The sequence below is a fragment of the Bradyrhizobium sp. SZCCT0148 genome, from assembly GCF_018129985.1.
GTDB classification, from domain to species: domain Bacteria; phylum Pseudomonadota; class Alphaproteobacteria; order Rhizobiales; family Xanthobacteraceae; genus Bradyrhizobium; species Bradyrhizobium japonicum_H.
Genome location: NZ_JAFCKT010000013.1, coordinates 71,491 through 88,858 on the forward strand (window position 1 = coordinate 71,491; position 17,368 = coordinate 88,858).

The 17,368-nt window shown below is 63.3% G+C and carries 15 protein-coding genes and 1 pseudogene; 1 reads left to right on the forward strand and 15 read right to left on the reverse strand.

What is annotated here, in order from left to right; all coding sequences use genetic code 11:
* Positions 1–440: 440 nt before the first annotated feature.
* Both JQ580_RS27905 and JQ580_RS27910 read right to left on the reverse strand, forming a co-directional pair.
* Positions 441–815 (reverse strand): annotated as a pseudogene (locus JQ580_RS27905) (calcium/proton exchanger); the annotation flags it as partial.
* 401 nt (positions 816–1,216) lie between these two features.
* On the reverse strand, positions 1,217–2,023 hold the full coding sequence (locus JQ580_RS27910; protein WP_212283649.1) for a Crp/Fnr family transcriptional regulator: 807 nt from the start codon (positions 2,021–2,023) through the stop codon (positions 1,217–1,219).
* Positions 2,024–2,375: 352 nt separating this feature from the next.
* Between JQ580_RS27910 and JQ580_RS27915 the strand changes: the two genes are divergently transcribed.
* Positions 2,376–3,089, forward strand: coding sequence for a PRC-barrel domain-containing protein (locus tag JQ580_RS27915; protein WP_212283651.1), 714 nt, complete (start codon positions 2,376–2,378; stop codon positions 3,087–3,089).
* 190 nt (positions 3,090–3,279) lie between these two features.
* On the opposite strand, the gene JQ580_RS27920 is transcribed toward JQ580_RS27915, so the two are convergent.
* Genes JQ580_RS27920 through JQ580_RS27980 form a run of 13 tightly spaced genes read right to left on the reverse strand, consistent with a single transcriptional unit; the run spans position 3,280 to position 17,259 of the window.
* On the reverse strand, positions 3,280–3,576 hold the full coding sequence (locus JQ580_RS27920) for a cytochrome C oxidase subunit IV family protein (RefSeq protein WP_212283653.1): 297 nt from the start codon (positions 3,574–3,576) through the stop codon (positions 3,280–3,282).
* Complete coding sequence (locus tag JQ580_RS27925) at positions 3,573–4,217, reverse strand: cytochrome c oxidase subunit 3 family protein (RefSeq protein ID WP_212283655.1); 645 nt, start codon at positions 4,215–4,217, stop codon at positions 3,573–3,575. Before JQ580_RS27925 ends, JQ580_RS27920 begins: the two co-directional genes overlap by 4 nt.
* Positions 4,214–5,887 carry a cytochrome c oxidase subunit I gene (locus tag JQ580_RS27930; RefSeq protein WP_212283657.1) on the reverse strand — a complete coding sequence of 558 codons (1,674 nt, stop codon included), beginning with the start codon at positions 5,885–5,887 and terminating at the stop codon, positions 4,214–4,216. The genes JQ580_RS27925 and JQ580_RS27930 overlap by 4 nt, the downstream gene beginning before the upstream one ends.
* The gene (gene coxB / locus JQ580_RS27935) at positions 5,880–6,821 is read right to left on the reverse strand and encodes a cytochrome c oxidase subunit II (RefSeq protein ID WP_212283659.1); all 942 of its coding nucleotides are present in this window, start codon (positions 6,819–6,821) and stop codon (positions 5,880–5,882) included. Before coxB ends, JQ580_RS27930 begins: the two co-directional genes overlap by 8 nt.
* Positions 6,818–7,591, reverse strand: a complete 774-nt coding sequence (locus JQ580_RS27940; protein WP_212283661.1) for an SCO family protein — start codon at positions 7,589–7,591, stop codon at positions 6,818–6,820. Before JQ580_RS27940 ends, coxB begins: the two co-directional genes overlap by 4 nt.
* Complete coding sequence (locus JQ580_RS27945) at positions 7,588–7,992, reverse strand: hypothetical protein (RefSeq protein ID WP_212283800.1); 405 nt, start codon at positions 7,990–7,992, stop codon at positions 7,588–7,590. Before JQ580_RS27945 ends, JQ580_RS27940 begins: the two co-directional genes overlap by 4 nt.
* Positions 7,982–9,052, reverse strand: a complete 1,071-nt coding sequence (locus JQ580_RS27950; protein WP_212283663.1) for a hypothetical protein — start codon at positions 9,050–9,052, stop codon at positions 7,982–7,984. The genes JQ580_RS27945 and JQ580_RS27950 overlap by 11 nt, the downstream gene beginning before the upstream one ends.
* Positions 9,049–9,573 (reverse strand): c-type cytochrome, encoded by a 525-nt coding sequence (locus JQ580_RS27955; protein ID WP_212283801.1) that lies wholly within the window; start codon positions 9,571–9,573, stop codon positions 9,049–9,051. Before JQ580_RS27955 ends, JQ580_RS27950 begins: the two co-directional genes overlap by 4 nt.
* Positions 9,574–9,575: 2 nt before the next feature.
* Positions 9,576–10,094 carry a DUF3341 domain-containing protein gene (locus JQ580_RS27960; RefSeq protein ID WP_212283665.1) on the reverse strand — a complete coding sequence of 173 codons (519 nt, stop codon included), beginning with the start codon at positions 10,092–10,094 and terminating at the stop codon, positions 9,576–9,578.
* Positions 10,091–11,458: an NrfD/PsrC family molybdoenzyme membrane anchor subunit gene (nrfD, locus tag JQ580_RS27965; RefSeq protein ID WP_212283667.1), complete on the reverse strand. Its 1,368-nt coding sequence runs from the start codon at positions 11,456–11,458 to the stop codon at positions 10,091–10,093. Before nrfD ends, JQ580_RS27960 begins: the two co-directional genes overlap by 4 nt.
* Entirely contained in the window at positions 11,455–14,295 is a 2,841-nt protein-coding gene (locus tag JQ580_RS27970; RefSeq protein ID WP_212283669.1) for a 4Fe-4S dicluster domain-containing protein, read from the reverse strand. The genes nrfD and JQ580_RS27970 overlap by 4 nt, the downstream gene beginning before the upstream one ends.
* Positions 14,283–14,936: a cytochrome c3 family protein gene (locus JQ580_RS27975; RefSeq protein ID WP_212283671.1), complete on the reverse strand. Its 654-nt coding sequence runs from the start codon at positions 14,934–14,936 to the stop codon at positions 14,283–14,285. Before JQ580_RS27975 ends, JQ580_RS27970 begins: the two co-directional genes overlap by 13 nt.
* A 28-nt stretch (positions 14,937–14,964) precedes the next feature.
* Entirely contained in the window at positions 14,965–17,259 is a 2,295-nt protein-coding gene (locus tag JQ580_RS27980; RefSeq protein ID WP_212283673.1) for an FdhF/YdeP family oxidoreductase, read from the reverse strand.
* Between the last annotated feature and the right edge of the window lie 109 nt (positions 17,260–17,368).

Below are 17,368 nucleotides of genomic sequence, written 5' to 3' on the forward strand. Positions count from 1 at the left end.
TCTGAAACACGAGGGTCATTGGCTTCCCGATCAACCAGGAGAAAATAACCAGAAGCGGAGCCACGACGAGCGCGATTTGGATCGCCGAACCGATGCAGAGCGTCATCACGAGACCCATTCGGTCGCGTCGAGCAAACCAGACAGCGGCAAAATATACCCGAACTGGTGCCGACGAGCGCAAGTACGACGACGCCCAGAAAAAGTGGCGTCACGTCCGCGGATTTGGCAGTCTCCGTCAGGGCGCCGGAGACAAATTCGCTCTGCAGGGCCGCCGCGCCGGTGCACGCCAGCAAGACAATCAAACAGGCGGTTACGGACCACGCAGGTGTGGTAGAAGACTCCTCATTGGTCGCGAAGACGTTCCGGTAAGTGATTAGCGTGAAGACGAGATCTCCGGAGTAAAGTATCAGCAGGACGACGGACACGGCCAGGCTAAGCAATTCGTCCGAGGCGCTCACGTTGTTGATATGACGGATGCTACGGCCCGTGTAGTCGAATACAGCCGGCAGGAGCAGAGCGATCACGGACAGGACGAGCATGCTCGACAACAATCCAGCGCGCGCTTCGGCGAAACTTTGACGCTCGCGATTGAACCCGCCGGTGACGATGGCCAGCCCGAGCCCCAGCAAGCAGGTTGCTGCAATGGATCCGGTGATCTGGGCGTGGACAACCTCCACCTGCCCGCCGGCGAGAACGAATAGCGCAAGAATGAGTTCTGCCAGGCTTCCCAGGTTGACCGTCAGAAGGCCGCCCAGGGCAGGACCGGTGTGGGAGGAAAGCTGGTCTGTTGCTACGCGGATCCATTCCGCGAGCACGGCTATAGCAAGAACGCCGGACCCGAAGGTCCAGATTGGCGAAAGATGGAAAACTTACTTGCCGATCGGTGTGAAAAACACGAACGCCAGGGGCGCAAGTCGGGCCATGGCGCCGTATTTCCCGAACGCGTTGTTGTTCCTGGAGGCGATGGGGGTCGGCAAGCGGGTGACAGGCTCCTAGCCGCAGGCGGTCGTTCAATTCACAGGTAAGCTGGCTCGACGAGCGCCGACGACGGGGTTGCGACTGATGGAGGCAAGGCTCCCGCGGTCGATCTACAGGCAGCTTGCGGTGAGCACGAGGTGACATAGGTCCCGTTCGCTGCGCCAACACGATGTTGGTACGAGTCCGGACAATACAGCGGATCGAGGCGTTCGGCGGCTATCCGCATCGCGGCCAGAGGTCACGCATTGATTGCCCGCCCAGTATTGGTTGCATCGAGAGAATTCTCATGTGCCGTTAAAATCACCCGATGGCAGTTGCATGATAATTCCTCGAGACGAGCCTTATCAAGAATCTCGATCTGAGCGCGACTTTGCTTGATAATGCCTCGCGCTTCCATGTCGCCCATTGTCGTAGTGATGCCGGCGCGCCGAACACCCAGCGCTTGTGCCATGCATCGATGCGTGAGGGGGATTTCGTCGGATGACAATTTGTCCTCCGCAATGAGTAGCCACCGAGCCAGTCGTTGTTGCAGGCTGTGACGCGAGTTACATGCGGCCAGCTGGGAACTGTGGATCAAGGTAGCCTGAACGTACCGCAGGAGTAGTTTCTCGATTTCGACGTCGCTCTTGATCAACTCGATCAGCGCATCGGCTTCGATGCGCAGGGCCTTGCCAGGGACCTGAACCATGCAGCGGTGAGGGGAAACTCGCATGCCGAGAATCAGGGGGATGCCAATAAAGTCTTTTGCCCCGACGGTCTGTATCTCGACGGGCAGGCAATTTCCAGCCGTGGCGGTCAGCGAGGCGGCGCCGTGTTCTGGAAAATAGGCGTACCGCAGTGGAAGATTGCGCTCTTGCAACATTTGTCTCGGTTTTAATCTCACATAGTCGCAGCGACCAACCAGCAGAGAGCGTGACCAATCTGGCAGGCGGCGGACCAAATCATTGGTGAAGTGGTACGGCGGTTCTTTTCTCCCCTGCTCTGGTTCGAACGGAAGCGGCCGGTCAGAAAACGTACGGCTGCGTGCGATTTCATCCCTCAACATATTATTCTCCGTGAAGGGCCATTTGTTGACATGTGGGAGCACGGCCTTCCGATCACAGTCGGGCTTAAGGTGCCATGTGTCAGGAGAAACCTGACGGCGACTTTCGATCGCTCCCTCTACGGCCTCATCGGCGTCGCATGCGCAACACTGGAGCAGCGCGAGCCGACACAGGCTTGACTGGGTCCGCTCATTCTGTCGCCGCCTTCGCGACTGCTCGGAAAAGTCATGACGCGCTTCCCGCTTTACTTGGCACGGAAGCGGACCGTTTGTTGAGGCTACCTCGAACTCTCGGCACCGGAAACGATTATGAGATGAAAGATGCCAGAACAATCCCCATCGCAGGAGCAATGGAATGTGGGTAAAGAGCAGGATCGCCCTCGCAATTCTCATTGGCACAATTTCAAGCCCCGTTCTGCCGGTCGCCGCGTGGTCCGAGACGGCAACGCCGGTTGCGACGGAACAATCAGCACATTCCCCACAGTTCTCCAGAACGGTTTACGATGGATACCGTGCCTCGCGCTTGCTCGGAAGTGCGGTCTTTTCCCTGAAAGGCGAATATTTGGGAGCCGTGCGGAACATGATTCTGGCGGACGACGGGCAAATTGTTTCGTTGCTCGTTGAAGGCTTTAGAACAAAGGACGAGCCCGAGTTCATCTCGCGGATTCCCTTCAAGCGAGTGCTGCGGCCGCTTCACGAAGGGGCTCTCGTTGCCGACTTCGCCGATTTGAGGTCGCGAGAATACGGCCTCTTCGTCGATCCCAGCCAAGCACAAGCGGAGCCGCACGAGTTCTCGATCTCGAAAATCATCGGCGACTACGCGCGGCTGCAGGCGGGGCAAGGTTATGGCTATGTCTCCGATCTGGTTTTCGACAACAGCGGCAAGCTTGCGGCAGTCGTGATATCCCGCGAAGCGTCTGCCGGCGGAGGGACCTACGCCTTTCCTTACCCAGGTGAAACGGGGCGATGGAGCCCGAAACTCAGCTACTATGGCCTGCCTTACGTCACGGCAGATCAGGCAAGCAAAGCCGGCCTGCGGCTCGACATGAAGGAGTTTCAAAACTCGTGAGGAGATTAATCTCGTCTGGGTAGCGTCCTGCCGTGCCTCTATGACGAGCAGGCCTCCCCGAAGCGAACTGGTGCAGTCACGTCCTCGGCGAAAAGTCCTCCTTTTCCTCAAATCTGCCTTTGGACGTGGCTGCATCAGAGCGTCTTGGTCCGGCCAGCGGTGTAGTTGCTCACCAAGTGGGTGCATGCGCTTAGGGTCGTGCGAGGACGTCAGCGAAGGTCAATGCGAACATCGCGATCAGAAAGACAAGCCCCGAGATCGCCGCGAGGCGGATCAACGGCTTCGCTGAAGAAAGTTCCATAAAAAGCAGGACGACCAGCGTCGACTTTGCCCCGGCAATGACGATGCCGCTTGCAGTGGTAATTCGGCCCATCGGGATGTAGGCCGCAACGAGGCTCAGCAGCAGAAGAAGGAGTAGCGCGGCCCAGATTATCAGGTTCCTCACCCATAGGCGGCGGATGTCATTTGATGCGCCTCGCCCGCTCATGATGCTCGTCCCGGCAAGTAGATGAGAGGGTAGAGGAAAATCCATACAATATCGACCAGGTGCCAATACAGGGCCGTTACCTCAATTTCGGGATTGTCTTTCGCGGGTAGTTCGCGCCGGTAGAGCACCCAGATCAAGCGGCTCACCAGGGCGATGCCGATCGACAGGTGGATCGCGTGCACACCCGTGACCAGCCAATAAAATCCGTAAAACAATTGGGCCCCGGGCTGAGGCAACGCAAACCCGGCTCCTGGGACGAGGTGCTTGTCAAGGTCCTCCTTGTATTCGAAGCCCTTGATGACGATGAAAGCGAGACCGAGCATCGCCGTGATCATGAGGCCCGCGAGGACAACCCGCCGCAATCGCGCAGACTCCTTGGCCGCTTGCGCGGCGACCGCCATAGTCAGGCTGCTGGTCAACAGCACGGCGGTATTGATCGTACCGTACCAGACATTGGTTTCGCGGCCGGCGGCCGCGAACGCGTCCGGGTGTTCGATCCGGCACACGGTATAGGTCAGCAACAAGGCGCCAAAGAACAGCGTCTCGCTGGCCAGGAAGACCCAGATGCCGAACTTGCCCGCCTCAAGCTGCCGGCCGAAATCGATCCAGGGTTCTCTCAGCAGTGCACTTTCGTCGGTCATCGCGTTTCTCTCGCGTTCTGCATTTCCGGAGGGGCGGTTCCGGCGGACACTCCTTCGGCGTGGTAGTCATAGGGCGCGCGGTCGACGCGAGGCTGCCGGTCGAAATTCTTGGGCGGCGGCGGCGAACTCGTGGTCCATTCGAGGCCGGTGGCGCTCCACGGATTCCTGGCGGCTTTTCCGCCGTAGAAGAGCGACCAGGTCAGATAGCCGAGCGGCAGCAAATAGGCGAGCGCGAGCACCGCCGCGCCGGCCGACGACATCACGTTGTAGATCTGAAACTCCGCCGGATAGGTGTGATAGCGCCTGGGCATGCCGAGATAACCGGCGAAGAATTGGGGCAGGAACGTCATGTTGAAGCCGGCATACATAAGAATGGCGGCGAACTTCGCCCAGCGCTCTGGATAGAGCCGGCCAGTCACCTTGGGCCACCAGAAATGCAGGCCGGCAAAAAAGGCGGAAACAGAGCCGCCGACCATGATGTAGTGGAAGTGAGCAACCACGAAATAGGTATCGGTCACATGGATATCGATGGGGATCGAGGCGAGGAAAAGTCCGGAGAGCCCGCCAGTCGTAAACAGGCCGACGAAGCCGAGCGCATAGAGCATCGGGGATTCGAAGCTGATCTGGCCGCGATAGAGCGAAGCGGTCCAGTTGAAGACCTTGATGGCCGAAGGCACCGCGATGATGAAGGAGAGGAAGGAGAACACCAGGCTCGCCAGGGCTGACTGCCCGGATACGAACATGTGGTGCCCCCAGACGAAGAAGCCGATGCCGGCGATCGCAAGCATGGCGTAGACCATGAAGTCGTATCCGAAGATCCGCCGCCTTGCGAAGCACGGGATGATCTCGGACACGACGCCCATGGCTGGCAAGACCATGATGTAAACGGCGGGGTGTGAGTAGAACCAGAACAAGTGTTGGAACAGGATCGGATCGCCGCCGCGCGCGGGATCGAAGATCGGCAGTCCCAGCACGCGCTCGGCGATCACGAGCAGAAGCGAGATCGCGAGAACCGGCGTTGCGAGCACCATGATCAGCGATGTCGCGTAGATTGCCCAGACGAACAGCGGCAGCCGGAACCAGGTCATGCCGGGAGCGCGTAGCATGTGGGTGGTCGCGATGAAGTTCACGCCCGTGGAGATGCTGGCAAACCCGACCACAAACACGCCGGCCGCCGCCGCGAAGACATGGGTGTTGGAGAACATCGATGAGTAAGGCGTGTAGAACGTCCAGCCGGTGTCGACGCCGCCCGCAACGAGGGCATAGACGGTGAATGCGCCGGCTGCGATGGTCAAATACCAGCTGAAAAGATTGAGGCGCGGAAAAGCGACGTCGGGGGCTCCGATCATCAGCGGCAGCAGGAAATTGCCGAACGTGTTGGGGATCGATGGCACGAGGAAGAACCAGACCATGATGATCCCGTGGAACGAGAACAGCTTGTTGTAGGTGTCCGAGGTCAACAACCATCCGTTGGGTTGAAACAATTCGAGCCGCACGGCCGTGATCGCAGCGCCGCCCATGAAGAAGAAGACCGTGATGGTCACGGCGTAGAGGATCGCGATGCGCTTGTGATCGGTGGTGGCAAGCCATGACCGGATCGTGGAACCGTGGCGGAGATAATCCGGGCGCGGCGGTAGCGGCAGCTCTCCGGCGAGCAGGGCGTCAGTCATTTTGCTGCTCCTCCCGAAGCGAGCGGATATAGGCGGTAAGGCTCTGGATTTCGCCGTCATCGAGCAACCCCTTGAAGCTCGGCATGATCGGCTCAAAGCCGGCCACGACGTCGCGCTTCGGCTGCAGGATCGAATCGCGGATATAGGCGTCGCTGGCGGAAACGGTGCGACCATCCGCCAGTTGCACTGTGCGGCCATAGAGGCCCGCCAGGCGCGGTGCGTGAACGTTGGACGAGGCTGCGTGACAGCCCGCGCATCCCTGCGAGACGAACAGCTTGGCGCCCTCATGCGCGAGATCGTCGCCTTCGGGTTGCTGGGTCAACCACCGAGCATAGTCATCCTGGCGCATGACCACGATCTTGCCTCGCATCATCGAATGGTTGGTGCCGCAATATTCGGCGCACAGAAGCGGGAAGGTGCCACGCTTGCTCGCCTGGAACCAGATATCGGTATCGCGGCCGGGCACCACGTCCTGCTTGACGCGGAACGCCGGCACGAAGAACGAGTGGATGACGTCTTGCGAACTCATCAGCAGATGCACCGGCCGGTTGAGCGGCACATGCAGCGCGTTGATCTCGCGGGCCCCGTTCGTGTGCTGCGTCTTCCACATCCACTGCTTCGCGACCACATGGATCTCTAGCGCATGGGGCGGCGCGGCGAGGCTGCTGAGGTCGGCGGAGGAGGCCCACCAGAATAGAAATATGAAGGTGAGGAGCGTGGCGAGCGTCCAGCCGATCTCGAACTCGCGACTAAGAATCTCTGGCATCGGACCGCGCTTGGCCTTCGATCCGCGCCGGTAGCGCACGGCGAACAGCAGGATGAGCCCGAACACCAGAATGACGGTCGTGCCGGACAGCGCCAGCAGGAGGTAGAAAATGTGATCGACCGCGCCGGCGTGCGTGCTGGCCTCCGGCAGGCTGACCAGCGAGTTCATGCCGAAGCTCCGCGTCGTTTGCCGCGCAACAGCAACAGTCCGATCAGCCCCGCCATGGCGGCGATGGTTGCGGCGCCGAGAAGCTGCAAAATCGCGGCGATCCTGCTGGTATAGATGCCGTGCACCGCATCGAAGCCGTAGCACAGCAGCGCGATACGGCCGGGGAGCCCGCCGATGCGGCCGTTGCCCGCCTCGAGCAGCGCAAGGCGCAGATCGGCGGGCCGGAGCGCGAGACTGGAGAGCGCTCGGACGACCCGGCCGTCCGGTGCAAGAGTGACGAAGGCCGCCGGATGCGCGATGGCGTCGCGGCTGCGGTCCACCGCGGTGTGATAACCGACGCTATCGAGCAGCATCTGGACGTTGTCGGGCGATCCGCTCAGGACCGATGTCCCTGCCTGGCCGATCTGTCCCTCCGTGAAGCGGCGCGCGTCATCGCGGCTGTCGCGCGGATCGATCCCGACGATGACGATGCTGTAGTCGCGTCCCGCAGCGAGGCCGGTCTGCTGCAAGGCAGAGCTGGCAATCGTCAGCGCCGGCCCGCAGATCTGCTGGCAGGTGAAGTCTGCCGGGATCAGCAGCGTCGGACGTCCGTCGATCGCATCGCCGACTGACACGGGATGGCCGTCGAGGCCGGTGAATTGCAAGGTGAGCGGAACATGCGCACCGGCGGGCGGGTCGACGGCCACGCGCTCGATCTGCTGCTCTGTTAATCCAGCTTGTGCGAATGCCGGCCACATCCCAAGCGCGAGGACAAACAGAGCGCGCCTCATGGCTTATCTCCGCTGGCCGCGGGCTCCAGGGCAGGCTGAGCTTGGGGAGCATCATAGGCGTGCTGACCCCGTCCTGCGACGAGCTGCATCGCCTCATCGACCGGGATGCGCGCGATATCATGGTCGCGATCGACCCAGGCATAGCCTGAGAGCCGGGCCTGCTGCTCGGCTTCGAAACGCGCGAGGTCGGCCTGCGGGGACGTCTGCAGCTCCGGCGCGGGAAACCGCAGCTCGTCGCGTGGCAAGAAGGCGCTTGGCACCTGCGCATTCAGAAACAGCAGGATTCCTGCGATGGCCGCCGCCACGAACAGCAGGAAGCCGCCGACAACTGCCAGCACAACGCGGTTGTCGACATCGGCCGGTTGCGGCAGCGCGCGATGTCCCATCTCCTCAATCGGCATGGCGCCCACCCTCAAATGTGAGCCCTCGACCGAACAGCACGGACGAAGCGGTCATGACGAGGAGCGAACCAAGGCCGGTGAGTGCAGCGGCGGATTGCCGGGCGAACGCGGGCAGGATGAGCCAGGCGAAGTGCAGGCCGGTCCCGAGCAGCAGGAGAACACCAACTGCACGCAGGCCGGCGCGGCTGGCGCGCACGCCCGCGAGCAGAAGCATCGTGAACGGCAGAACCGCGCCAATGAGAAAGGTCGCGATCAAAATTGCAGCCCATGTGTCGGTGCCGCGCTTGAGAAACCATTCGGCCTTGTGAGGCAGATCGCCATACCAGGCGACTACGAACGTCATGTAAGAGAGATAGACGACGCCAAGCAGCGTCGCCATCAGCAGCTTGCCGATGTCGCTCCTAGCCCGTCCTCCCACATTCCCGATCCCGACAACGCCCAGCACGGCGAGAGCCGCAAGCAACTGCTGGATCGCGATCATCGACGCAAAAGCGGTGGACACGTAATGGGGTTCGATCGACAGGAACCAGTCCACCGCAACCATGCTGATGGTGAGCCCGTAGAAAGCAAGGCCGAGCCCGGCCAGCAGCCTTCCGCCGAGACAAGACCCAAAGATCATCGCAAGAACCGACCACCCTGCCAGGGTGACCACGGCCCGCAGGATGAATGACGTCTGGTTCAGATACCAGACCGCGACGTCCGGCTTGATCTCGCCGGGATTCGCGGCCCACGGATAGATCGACGGCAGAGCGGCGAGGACCGCGACGAACGCAATGGCAACGAGAGGCATCATGGCGGCGAGCGGACGCAGGACCGGTGCAGCGGCGATGCCCCAAACCCCGCCGGTCAGGCGGTGGATGAGTAGCAAATTCATGCTACCGACCGGGACGCAGCTCCAGATGGCGAAAGCCAGCAACCAGCCCTGCAGTAGAGGCGGATAAACACCGAGCCGCCCCAGAACGAGCACCAGCGCGGTCGTGAGTGTCAGCAATACAAGCCCTGCCGCCGCATGCCGGTTGCCGAATGCGGAGAGGGTCTGCCGATGCAGCGCGGCGGTCATGGCAGCTTGCTCCTCAGCTGCGGGACCTCGGCCACATCGGTCTGCTGCGACTGTTGAAGCGCGCGGATATAGGCGATGATGGCCCAACGGTCGTGGGGCTCGACGCGCGCGGCATAGGAATACATCGCGCCGTAACCGTTGGTGATCACGTCGAAGAAGTGCCGGGCGTCGGCGGCGCGCAGCCGGCTCGAATGAAACGACGGCGGGGCGGGAAAGCCGCGCTGCACGATCATGCCGTCGCCATGGCCGGAGAGTCCGTGGCAGGGCGAACAGTAGATGCCGAAACGCTCGCGGCCGCGCGCCAGCAGCGTCATGTCGACGGGCGGCGGCGTCGCGACCTGCCGAGCGCGGTCGAGCTCGCCCTGCGCGATCGCGCCCTTCGGCGGGACCTGGGCTTCGGTCCCGTCCTTGAACAGCGCTGCCTTGGTGAACGTGCCGTAGCGGTTCTGCTGCGTCATCGAATGATCGCCGCAGCCGCCGAGCGCGGCCGGGAGCATCATCAAACAGAGCAGCCGGCGGATCGTCATGGCAAGCGCAGCTCCGTCACTGCGACGGCACCGGCATCGGTGAGCACCGTCCGCAAGTCGTTGGGATCGGCTTCGGAGGCGGCGACCAGGATGTAGCGATCCTGGGTCGCGCGCTCGAAGCCCGGGATTTCGAACAGGGCATCGTGCAGCCGCGGTAGACGGCACGACCGGAGAAAGGCGATTACGCCGGCGAGGGCGGCGGCAAAGATCCCGACCTCGAAGGGGACGAGCAGGAAGACCTGCCAGGAATTGAGCGGCCGCCCACCGCTGTCGATCGGATAATCGATCACGGCGCTGTACCATTGCAGGCCGAACGCGAAAGCGGCGGTCGCGAGCCCGCCGATCAGCATCGCCACCCTTATCCGCGAGCGATCGAGTCCGAGCTGCTCCGCCAGCCCATCGATCGGGTAGGGGGTGAAGGCATCCAATGCGGCATGACCCGTGCTCTTCACGCGCTGCAGCGCGGCTTGCAGCGTTTCGGCGTCGAGGAACTGCGCTACCAGCGTCGCGGTCATGCGGCGGCCTCCTCGTGGGCGAGTTCGCGCATGTCGAACATCGACACGCTCGGGATCAGCCGCATGAAGAGCAGGAACAGGAAGGCAAAGAAGCCGAGTGGCGCGATCAGGAAGCTGCAGTCCCAGAAGGTAAAATGGAAACTGCGCCATAGCGAAGGCATGTAGTCGTGCGACAGCGTATTCCAGACGATGAGGATACGCTCGAGCCACATTCCGATGTTGATAGCGATGGCGACAAGAATGAGCACCGGCAACGAACGTCGCGCAAACGGCCACCACAGGAGCTGAGGCACGAGGCAGTTGCAGGTCAGGAGCGCCCAGTACAGCGGCGCGTAGGTGCCGGTGAACTCGAAGCGCACAACGGCGCGGTCGGCATGCTCGCCGCCATACCAGCCCATGAACCACTCGGTCGCATAGGAATAGAACATCACGATGGAGGCCATCAACAGGATGCGGGCCATCGCGTCGAAATGCCGGGGCGTAATGATGGCCTGGAGGCCGAGCCCCCATCGTATCCCCGCTGCGAGCACGACGACCATCGCGAAGCCGGAATACATCGCGCCGACCACGAAATAGGGCGGGAAGATGCTCTCCTGCCAGCCGGGCATGAGGCTGGCGGCGAAGTCGAGGCCAACGATCGAATGGACCGAACAGACCAGCGGCACGCCGAGCGCCGCCATCGTGCTGTGCAGCGTCTGGAGGCGCGACCATTCCCGCGCCGAGCCGCGCCAGCCGAGCGCGAAAGCGCCGTAGACAAGCTGGGCCCCTCGCCACGGCGCGCGGTCGCGCATGGTGGCGAGGTCGGGGATGAGACTGACGTACCAGAACAGGATGGAGAACAGCAGATAGCTGACGATGGCCCAGAAGTCCCAGACCAGCGCGCTGCGCCATTGCGGCCACAGCGCCATCGTGTTCGGATAGGGCGCGAGCCAGTAGGCATAGATCGGCCGGCCGAGATGGATGATCGGCATCAGCCCGGCGATCGCGACCGCGAACAGCGTCATGGCCTCCGCGAAGCGGTTGATCGAGGCGCGCCATCGCTGCCGGGTCAGCAGCAGCATCGCCGAGATCAGCGTGCCGGCGTTGCCGATGCCGATCCACCAGACGTAATTGGCGATGGCAACGCCCCACACGATGGTGGAGTTGATGCCCCAGATGCCGATGCCGCGGTAGAATAGCCAGACGATCGCGACCAGCAGCCAGAACACGAAGGGCAGGGTGGCGAGCAGCGCGAGCCACCAGCGCTTGCCGAACCCGGTGAACAGCGGGCCGGCGATGGCCTGGGTGATCGCGACGTCGTCGGCGCGCTCCGCCGAAATCCAGCGATGCGCGGGCGGCTGTTGCGGCACGAGGACCCGGCTCATGTCTGCTCCTCCGCGGGGTTGCGCAGGTCGGCCAGATAAGTGGTCCGCGGCCGCGTGCCGAGATGCCCGAGCAGGGCATAGTGGCGCGGGTCGGCCTTGCCGCGGTTGATCTCGGCGTCAGCCTGGTTGAGGTCGCCAAAGCTGATGGCGCACGTCGGGCAGGCGTTCTGACAGGCGGTGCGGACCTCGTCCGGACCTAGCGTGCGGTTCTCGCGCTCCGCGCTGCGCCGCGCGCCGCTGATCCGCTGGACGCAATAGGTGCACTTCTCCATCACGCCGCGGGCGCGGACGGTCACCTCCGGATTCTTCTGCCCGCGATAGGACTCGGCGCCGAGATTGGCGTACTCCTCGCCGTCGGCGTAGCCGAAGAAATTGAAGCGCCGGACCTTGTAGGGGCAGTTGGCCTCGCAGAAGCGGGTCCCGATGCAACGATTGTAGACCTGCCCGTTGAGGCCCTCGTGATCGTGCACGGAGGCCGCGACCGGGCAGACCGGCTCGCACGGCGCATGCTCGCAGTGCATGCAGGGGACCGGCTGGAAGCCGAGTGGCCTCCCGTTCGCGACCCCGTGATCGTAGACATCGACGCGCATCCAGTGCATGTCGCGTCCCATCGCGATCTGCTCCGGTCCCACGACCGGAACGTTATTCTCGGCCTGGCACGACACCACGCAGGCATTGCAGCCGATGCAGACCGACGTATCGATCACCATCGCCCAGGCATGGCCGTCGCTCGACTGGATGGTTCGCGGCATCAGGCTCGGCGTGTCGTCCGAGGCTGCCGCGGCCGGTGTATGGCCGAGCTCGTAAAGCGGATAGAGTTCGCGAACGTCGTCCGGCGTCCGCACCACGTTCTGCGTCGTGAGGATCGGCTCCCGGCGGCCGGTTCGCGTGACCGAGACGCCCGCAATGCGCCAGCGATTGTCGGCGCTTCGCAGCGCATAGGCATTGGCGCCGACGCCATTGCCGATCGCGCCCGCGCTGTGCCGGCCTCCGCCGAGCGTGAGCGTGCCGACGCCGGCGGCGGCCCCCGGTTCGGTCAGAACCGGCACGTCAAGCGTTCGGTCGCCGGCGCCGATCGTGACGATATCGCCGGAGGCGATGCCGAGCCTTGCCGCGTCGTCGGGATGCAGCGCGAGCGCATTGCCCCAGACCTGCTTGGTCAGCGGCTTGGGGCACTCCTGCAGCCAGGCGTTGTTGGCGAAGGAGCCGTCCCACAGGCAAGGATCGGAACGCAGGACCAGGGTCATGCCGCCGGCGTGCGTGTCCTGCGCGTCGCCGCCCGGCATCGGCAGTAGTTGCGGGGCCGCGCTGACGGCGGCGGCGCCGGGCCCGGCGATGACGCCGTCGTGCAGCGCCTGCTTCCACCACGCCTCGAAATCGCCGGTGGCCGCGCTTTGCCAGGTCTGCCGCACCAGGTCGTAGGCGCTCGCATCCTGCTCCCCGGCGAGCCATGCCAGCAGCTCGTGAACGCCGTGGCTGTCGTAGAGCGGCCGGATCAGCGGCTGGACGATGCTCGCGGTGCCGTCGCTGGCGCGCAGATCTGACCAGGCTTCGAGCGCGTGATGCTGCGGAACATGCCAGGTTGCGAGTGCCGCCGTCTCGTCGACATACTCGCCCATATGCAAACGGAACGGCGCCTGCTGCAGCCGCGCCCCGAATTGCAGATCGGCCGGCGCGTCATAAACAGGGTTCGCGCCGACGATGACAAGCTGGCGCACGCGCCCCGCCGCGAGATCGCCCGCGAGCTGTTCGAGGGTGGCGGCCTGCTGGCCCGACGGCGTGCGATCGATCGGCTCGATGAGACGGACTGGTGCATCGATCTGCGCATTGATCCAGTGAACCAGCGCATGGATCTCCTTCGACAGCGTTGGTCCCGCCATGACGAGCGCTGCGCCCCTGTGCCCGCTGAGGTCCGTCGACATCTTGCGCAGCAGCGCGCGCTCGCGCTCGGGGAGCTCCGTTGCGCCTCGAGCTTCACCGAGATCCCCCGCCAGACTCATCGCGAAGCGTTCGATGGCCTCGGGTCGCAGTGCCAGCCGCTGGTCGGCCTTGGCGCCTGTCAGCGTGAAGCCGCTTTCGAGGCAATAGAGACGCGAGAAGCTGTTGGCATCGCTTCGGCCTTCGGCGAAGCCGCGGCCGTGCCGGATCTGGTCGGGCCCGTGCCCGATCGGATCGGCATCCAGCGCAACGATCACGCGCGCCTTGGCGAGGTCGGCGACGCCGCGAAGCGGCCGGCCATGCGCGAGCTGGCTGCCCTGGCGCGCGTTGTCGTCGTCGGTCGGGTCGTAGGCGTGCCACGCCGCGGCGGGGAACGCTTGGAGCAGGGCATCGATCTGGCGGAGCGCGGTCGGCGATGTGGTGCGGCCGGTCAATAGCCGCAGGCCGTCGCCCTGACGATTGCGGGCGTCGGCGAGCTGGCTTGCCAGCGCACCTTGCAGCGCTTCGCGCGACGCAATGGCGCCGTCATGAAGGATGGTGCGCGAGCGGTCCGGATCGTAGAGCGACAGCACCGCGGCCTCGGCGAACACGTCGGTGGCGCCGAGACTGCCGGGATGGCGCGGATTGCCTTCCACCTTGATCGGCCGTCCGTCGATCGCGGTGACGATGACGCCGCGCCCTAGTCCGGCAAGTCCGAGCGTCGTCGCGAATTTCAGCGGTTCGCCGGGAACGATCCGCTCCGGCATCCGGACATAGGGCAGGATCTGCTGGTCCGGCTTGCTGCAGGCCGCCAGGCTGCTGGCCATGCCGGTCGCCAGCAGGCTGAGGGCCTGGCGCCGGTTGAGCTTGCTGCGCCGCGCCGGCTCGGGCCGCGTCGGCAATTCGGTCAGCGGTGGCATATTGTGCAGTCCGTCAAATGATCCGTGTGGATGTGATAGGTCGCGGCGAGCTTCGCGCCGGCCTCGGCCTGGTCTTTCGGTGCGTGCCAGTTAGGGTCGAACACCGCCTCGGCGGGACGCAAATGCGGTGCGGGGTTGCGGTGGCAGTCGAGGCACCATTGCATCGTGAGCGGCGCCGCCTGCCGCATCAGCCGCATCTGTCCGACCTCGCCATGGCAGGTGGTGCAGCCGACGCCCTTGGCGACGTGAACCGAATGATCGAAATAAACGTAATCCGGCAGCCGGTGGACACGCGTCCATGCGATCGGCTGGCCTTTGGCGAGACTCTCGCGCACCGGCACCAGCATCTGCGCGTTGGTCCAGATCTGCGAATGGCAGGTCATGCAGGTCTCGGTCGGCGGCATGCCGGCAAAGCGCGCCTTCTCGACCGAGGTGTGACAGTAACGGCAGTCGAGCCCGAGCCCCGAGACATGATGCTCGTGGCTGAACGGCACCGGCTGGTTCCGCGTGACGTGCTGGTCGGTCACATAGGGCGACCGCATCAATTGATAGGACAGACCGACGGCCAGCACCGGGGTTGCTCCAATCGCCGCGATCACCAGCGTGGCGATCGTGTTCGCGCCGGGACGAAAAAGCTGCATGCATCGGCCCCCTGCCGTAGCCGTGTCGTCACGCGCGAATGCGAACCGGGACCGATTTTGCCGCCGGCGTCTTGGAGTGCTTGTCGTGGTGCGACAGCGGGATCAGCGGATTCATTTCCGGGTAGTAAGCGCCGACGCAGCCGTCCGGCAGTTTGAACGGAGTCACCTTGAGCGGTCCCACTTCGCGCGAGACGCCGTCCTCGGCGTCACTGACCAGCGAAACCATCTGGCCGTCCTGCAGACCGGCGCGCGCGATCTCGTCCGGATTCATCAGCAGCACGTCCCGCGTACCCTCGATGCCGCGCAGGCGGTCGCTGTAGCCGTAGATGGTCGTGTTGAACTGGTCGTTGCTGCGCATGGTCAGCAGCCGGTAGCGGCCAGCCGCATCGGAAAAGCCGGTCGAGGTCAGCGTGTCCGGCACGGTGAATTCGGCCTTGCCGCTTTCGGTCTTCCAGATCCGTTCGCGGGCCGAGTTGCCGCGGTAGAAGCCGCCCGGCGTGAACATGCGCGCGTTGAAGTCGTGGAATTCGTCCGGATAGGTTTCGGCGATCTCGTTGCGGATCAGGTCGTAATTGCCGACCCACGCATCCCAGGCCAGTTTGGGGTAGGACCGCAGCGTCGCCTTGGCGAGACCCGCGACTATCGCGACTTCGGATTTGAGATGCTCGCTCGCCGGTTTGCTCAGCCCGATCGAGCCCTGGATGCAGCTGAACGTGTCCTCCATGGTGAGGGCTTGCTGCCCGCTCGCCTGAATGTCTTCCTCGGTGCGGCCGAGGCAGGGCAGCAGATACGCGGCCTTGCCATGGATCAGGTGGCTGCGATTGAGCTTGGTCGCGATCTGCACCGTTAGCTCGAGGCCGCGCCAGGCCTTTTCCATCTTCGACCGCTCGGGAATGGCTCGCACGAAGTTTCCACCTAACCCGACGAAGGCCTTGACCTTGCCGGCCAGAACGCCTTCGCAGGTCTCGACGGTATTCATGCCCTTTTCGCGCGGTGGCTCGAACCCGAACTGCTTGGCGTATTTGTCGAGGGGAACCAGCTCGGGTTTCTCCGAAATGCCGACGGTGCGCTGACCCTGCACATTAGAATGCCCACGCACCGGCGAAATCCCGGTGCCGTCTCGCCCGATGTTTCCCTTCAGAAGCAGCATGTTGACGAGCATTGCCACGTTCTGAAAGCCGTGCACGTGCTGGGTCAGGCCCATGCCGTAGATGCCGATTACGCGGTCTGCCTCGACATAAACCTGCGCGGCCTCCTCAATGACGGATCGGCTCAGGCCAGAGGCGGCTTCGATTTCCTCCCAGGAAGTCGCTCGGACTTTGGCCTCGAAGTCTTCGGAACCGTGCGTGTGCTGCTCGATGAAGGGAGCATCGATGACACGTTTGCCTTGCTGCTTTGCCGCGTCGTCGGCGGCGAAGACATGCTTGCAGATGCCGACGATGACCGCGATGTCACCGCCAACTTTCACCTGGTGGTACTGGCTGCTGATCTGCGTAGCCTTGCCCGTAAGCATCTCCGCCGGATTCTGGGGATTGATGAAGACTTCGAGGCCCTTTTCACGCACAGGATTGAAGGTGATGATCTGTACACCGCGCTTGGCCGCGTCCTGGAGTGGATGCAGGAAGCGCGGACTGTTCGATCCCGTATTCTGCCCGAAGAAGAACATTGCATCGCAGTTGCTGAGGTCGTCGAAGACCACGGTTCCAACGCCAGCGCCAATCAGCTTTTTGAGCGCCACGGACGTCGTTTCGTGGCACATGTTCGAACTATCAGGCAGGTTGTTGTTGCCATAAACCCGCGCGAACAGGGCATAGAGATAGGAGGTCTCAAGGCTGGCGCGACCCGATGAATAGAACACGACCGACTTTGGATCGAGAGCCTTCAATTGCGAACCGATAGCTTGAAACGCCTCATCCCAGGAGCAGGGCACGTATTTGTCAGTGGCACTGTCGTAGCGCAGAGGGTGTGTCAGTCGTCCCTGCTGCTCGAGGTCGTAATCGCTCCAGGAGAGCAGCTCGGTCAGTGTGTGCTGGGCGAAGAACTCCGGCGTGCAGCGGCGTGAGGTCAACTCCCAAAGGGTCGCCTTGGCGCCGTTCTCGCAGAATTCGAACGTGTGGTAATCGGCCGGCTTTGCCCACGAGCAGGAAACGCACATGAAGCCTTTCGGCTTGTTTTGCCGGCGAAGGGTATTCAGCGCCGCCGGCGAATCCCACTCTTTGCCGAATATCCGGGCAATCCCTTCGAGAGAGCCCCATCCGCCGGCTGGACCGTCGTATTCAACTGTATTGGGAGTTTCGTCGCCAGCCTTGTTCGGTCGCGCCATGATCTTGCTTCTCTTCCGGAACCCGCCAGACCCGGTGCATCGCCAACGTATGTTCGTGATGGCGGTTCCTCGGCTCGGCCCTTCTTGCCACTCCGAGAACGGAGATAGT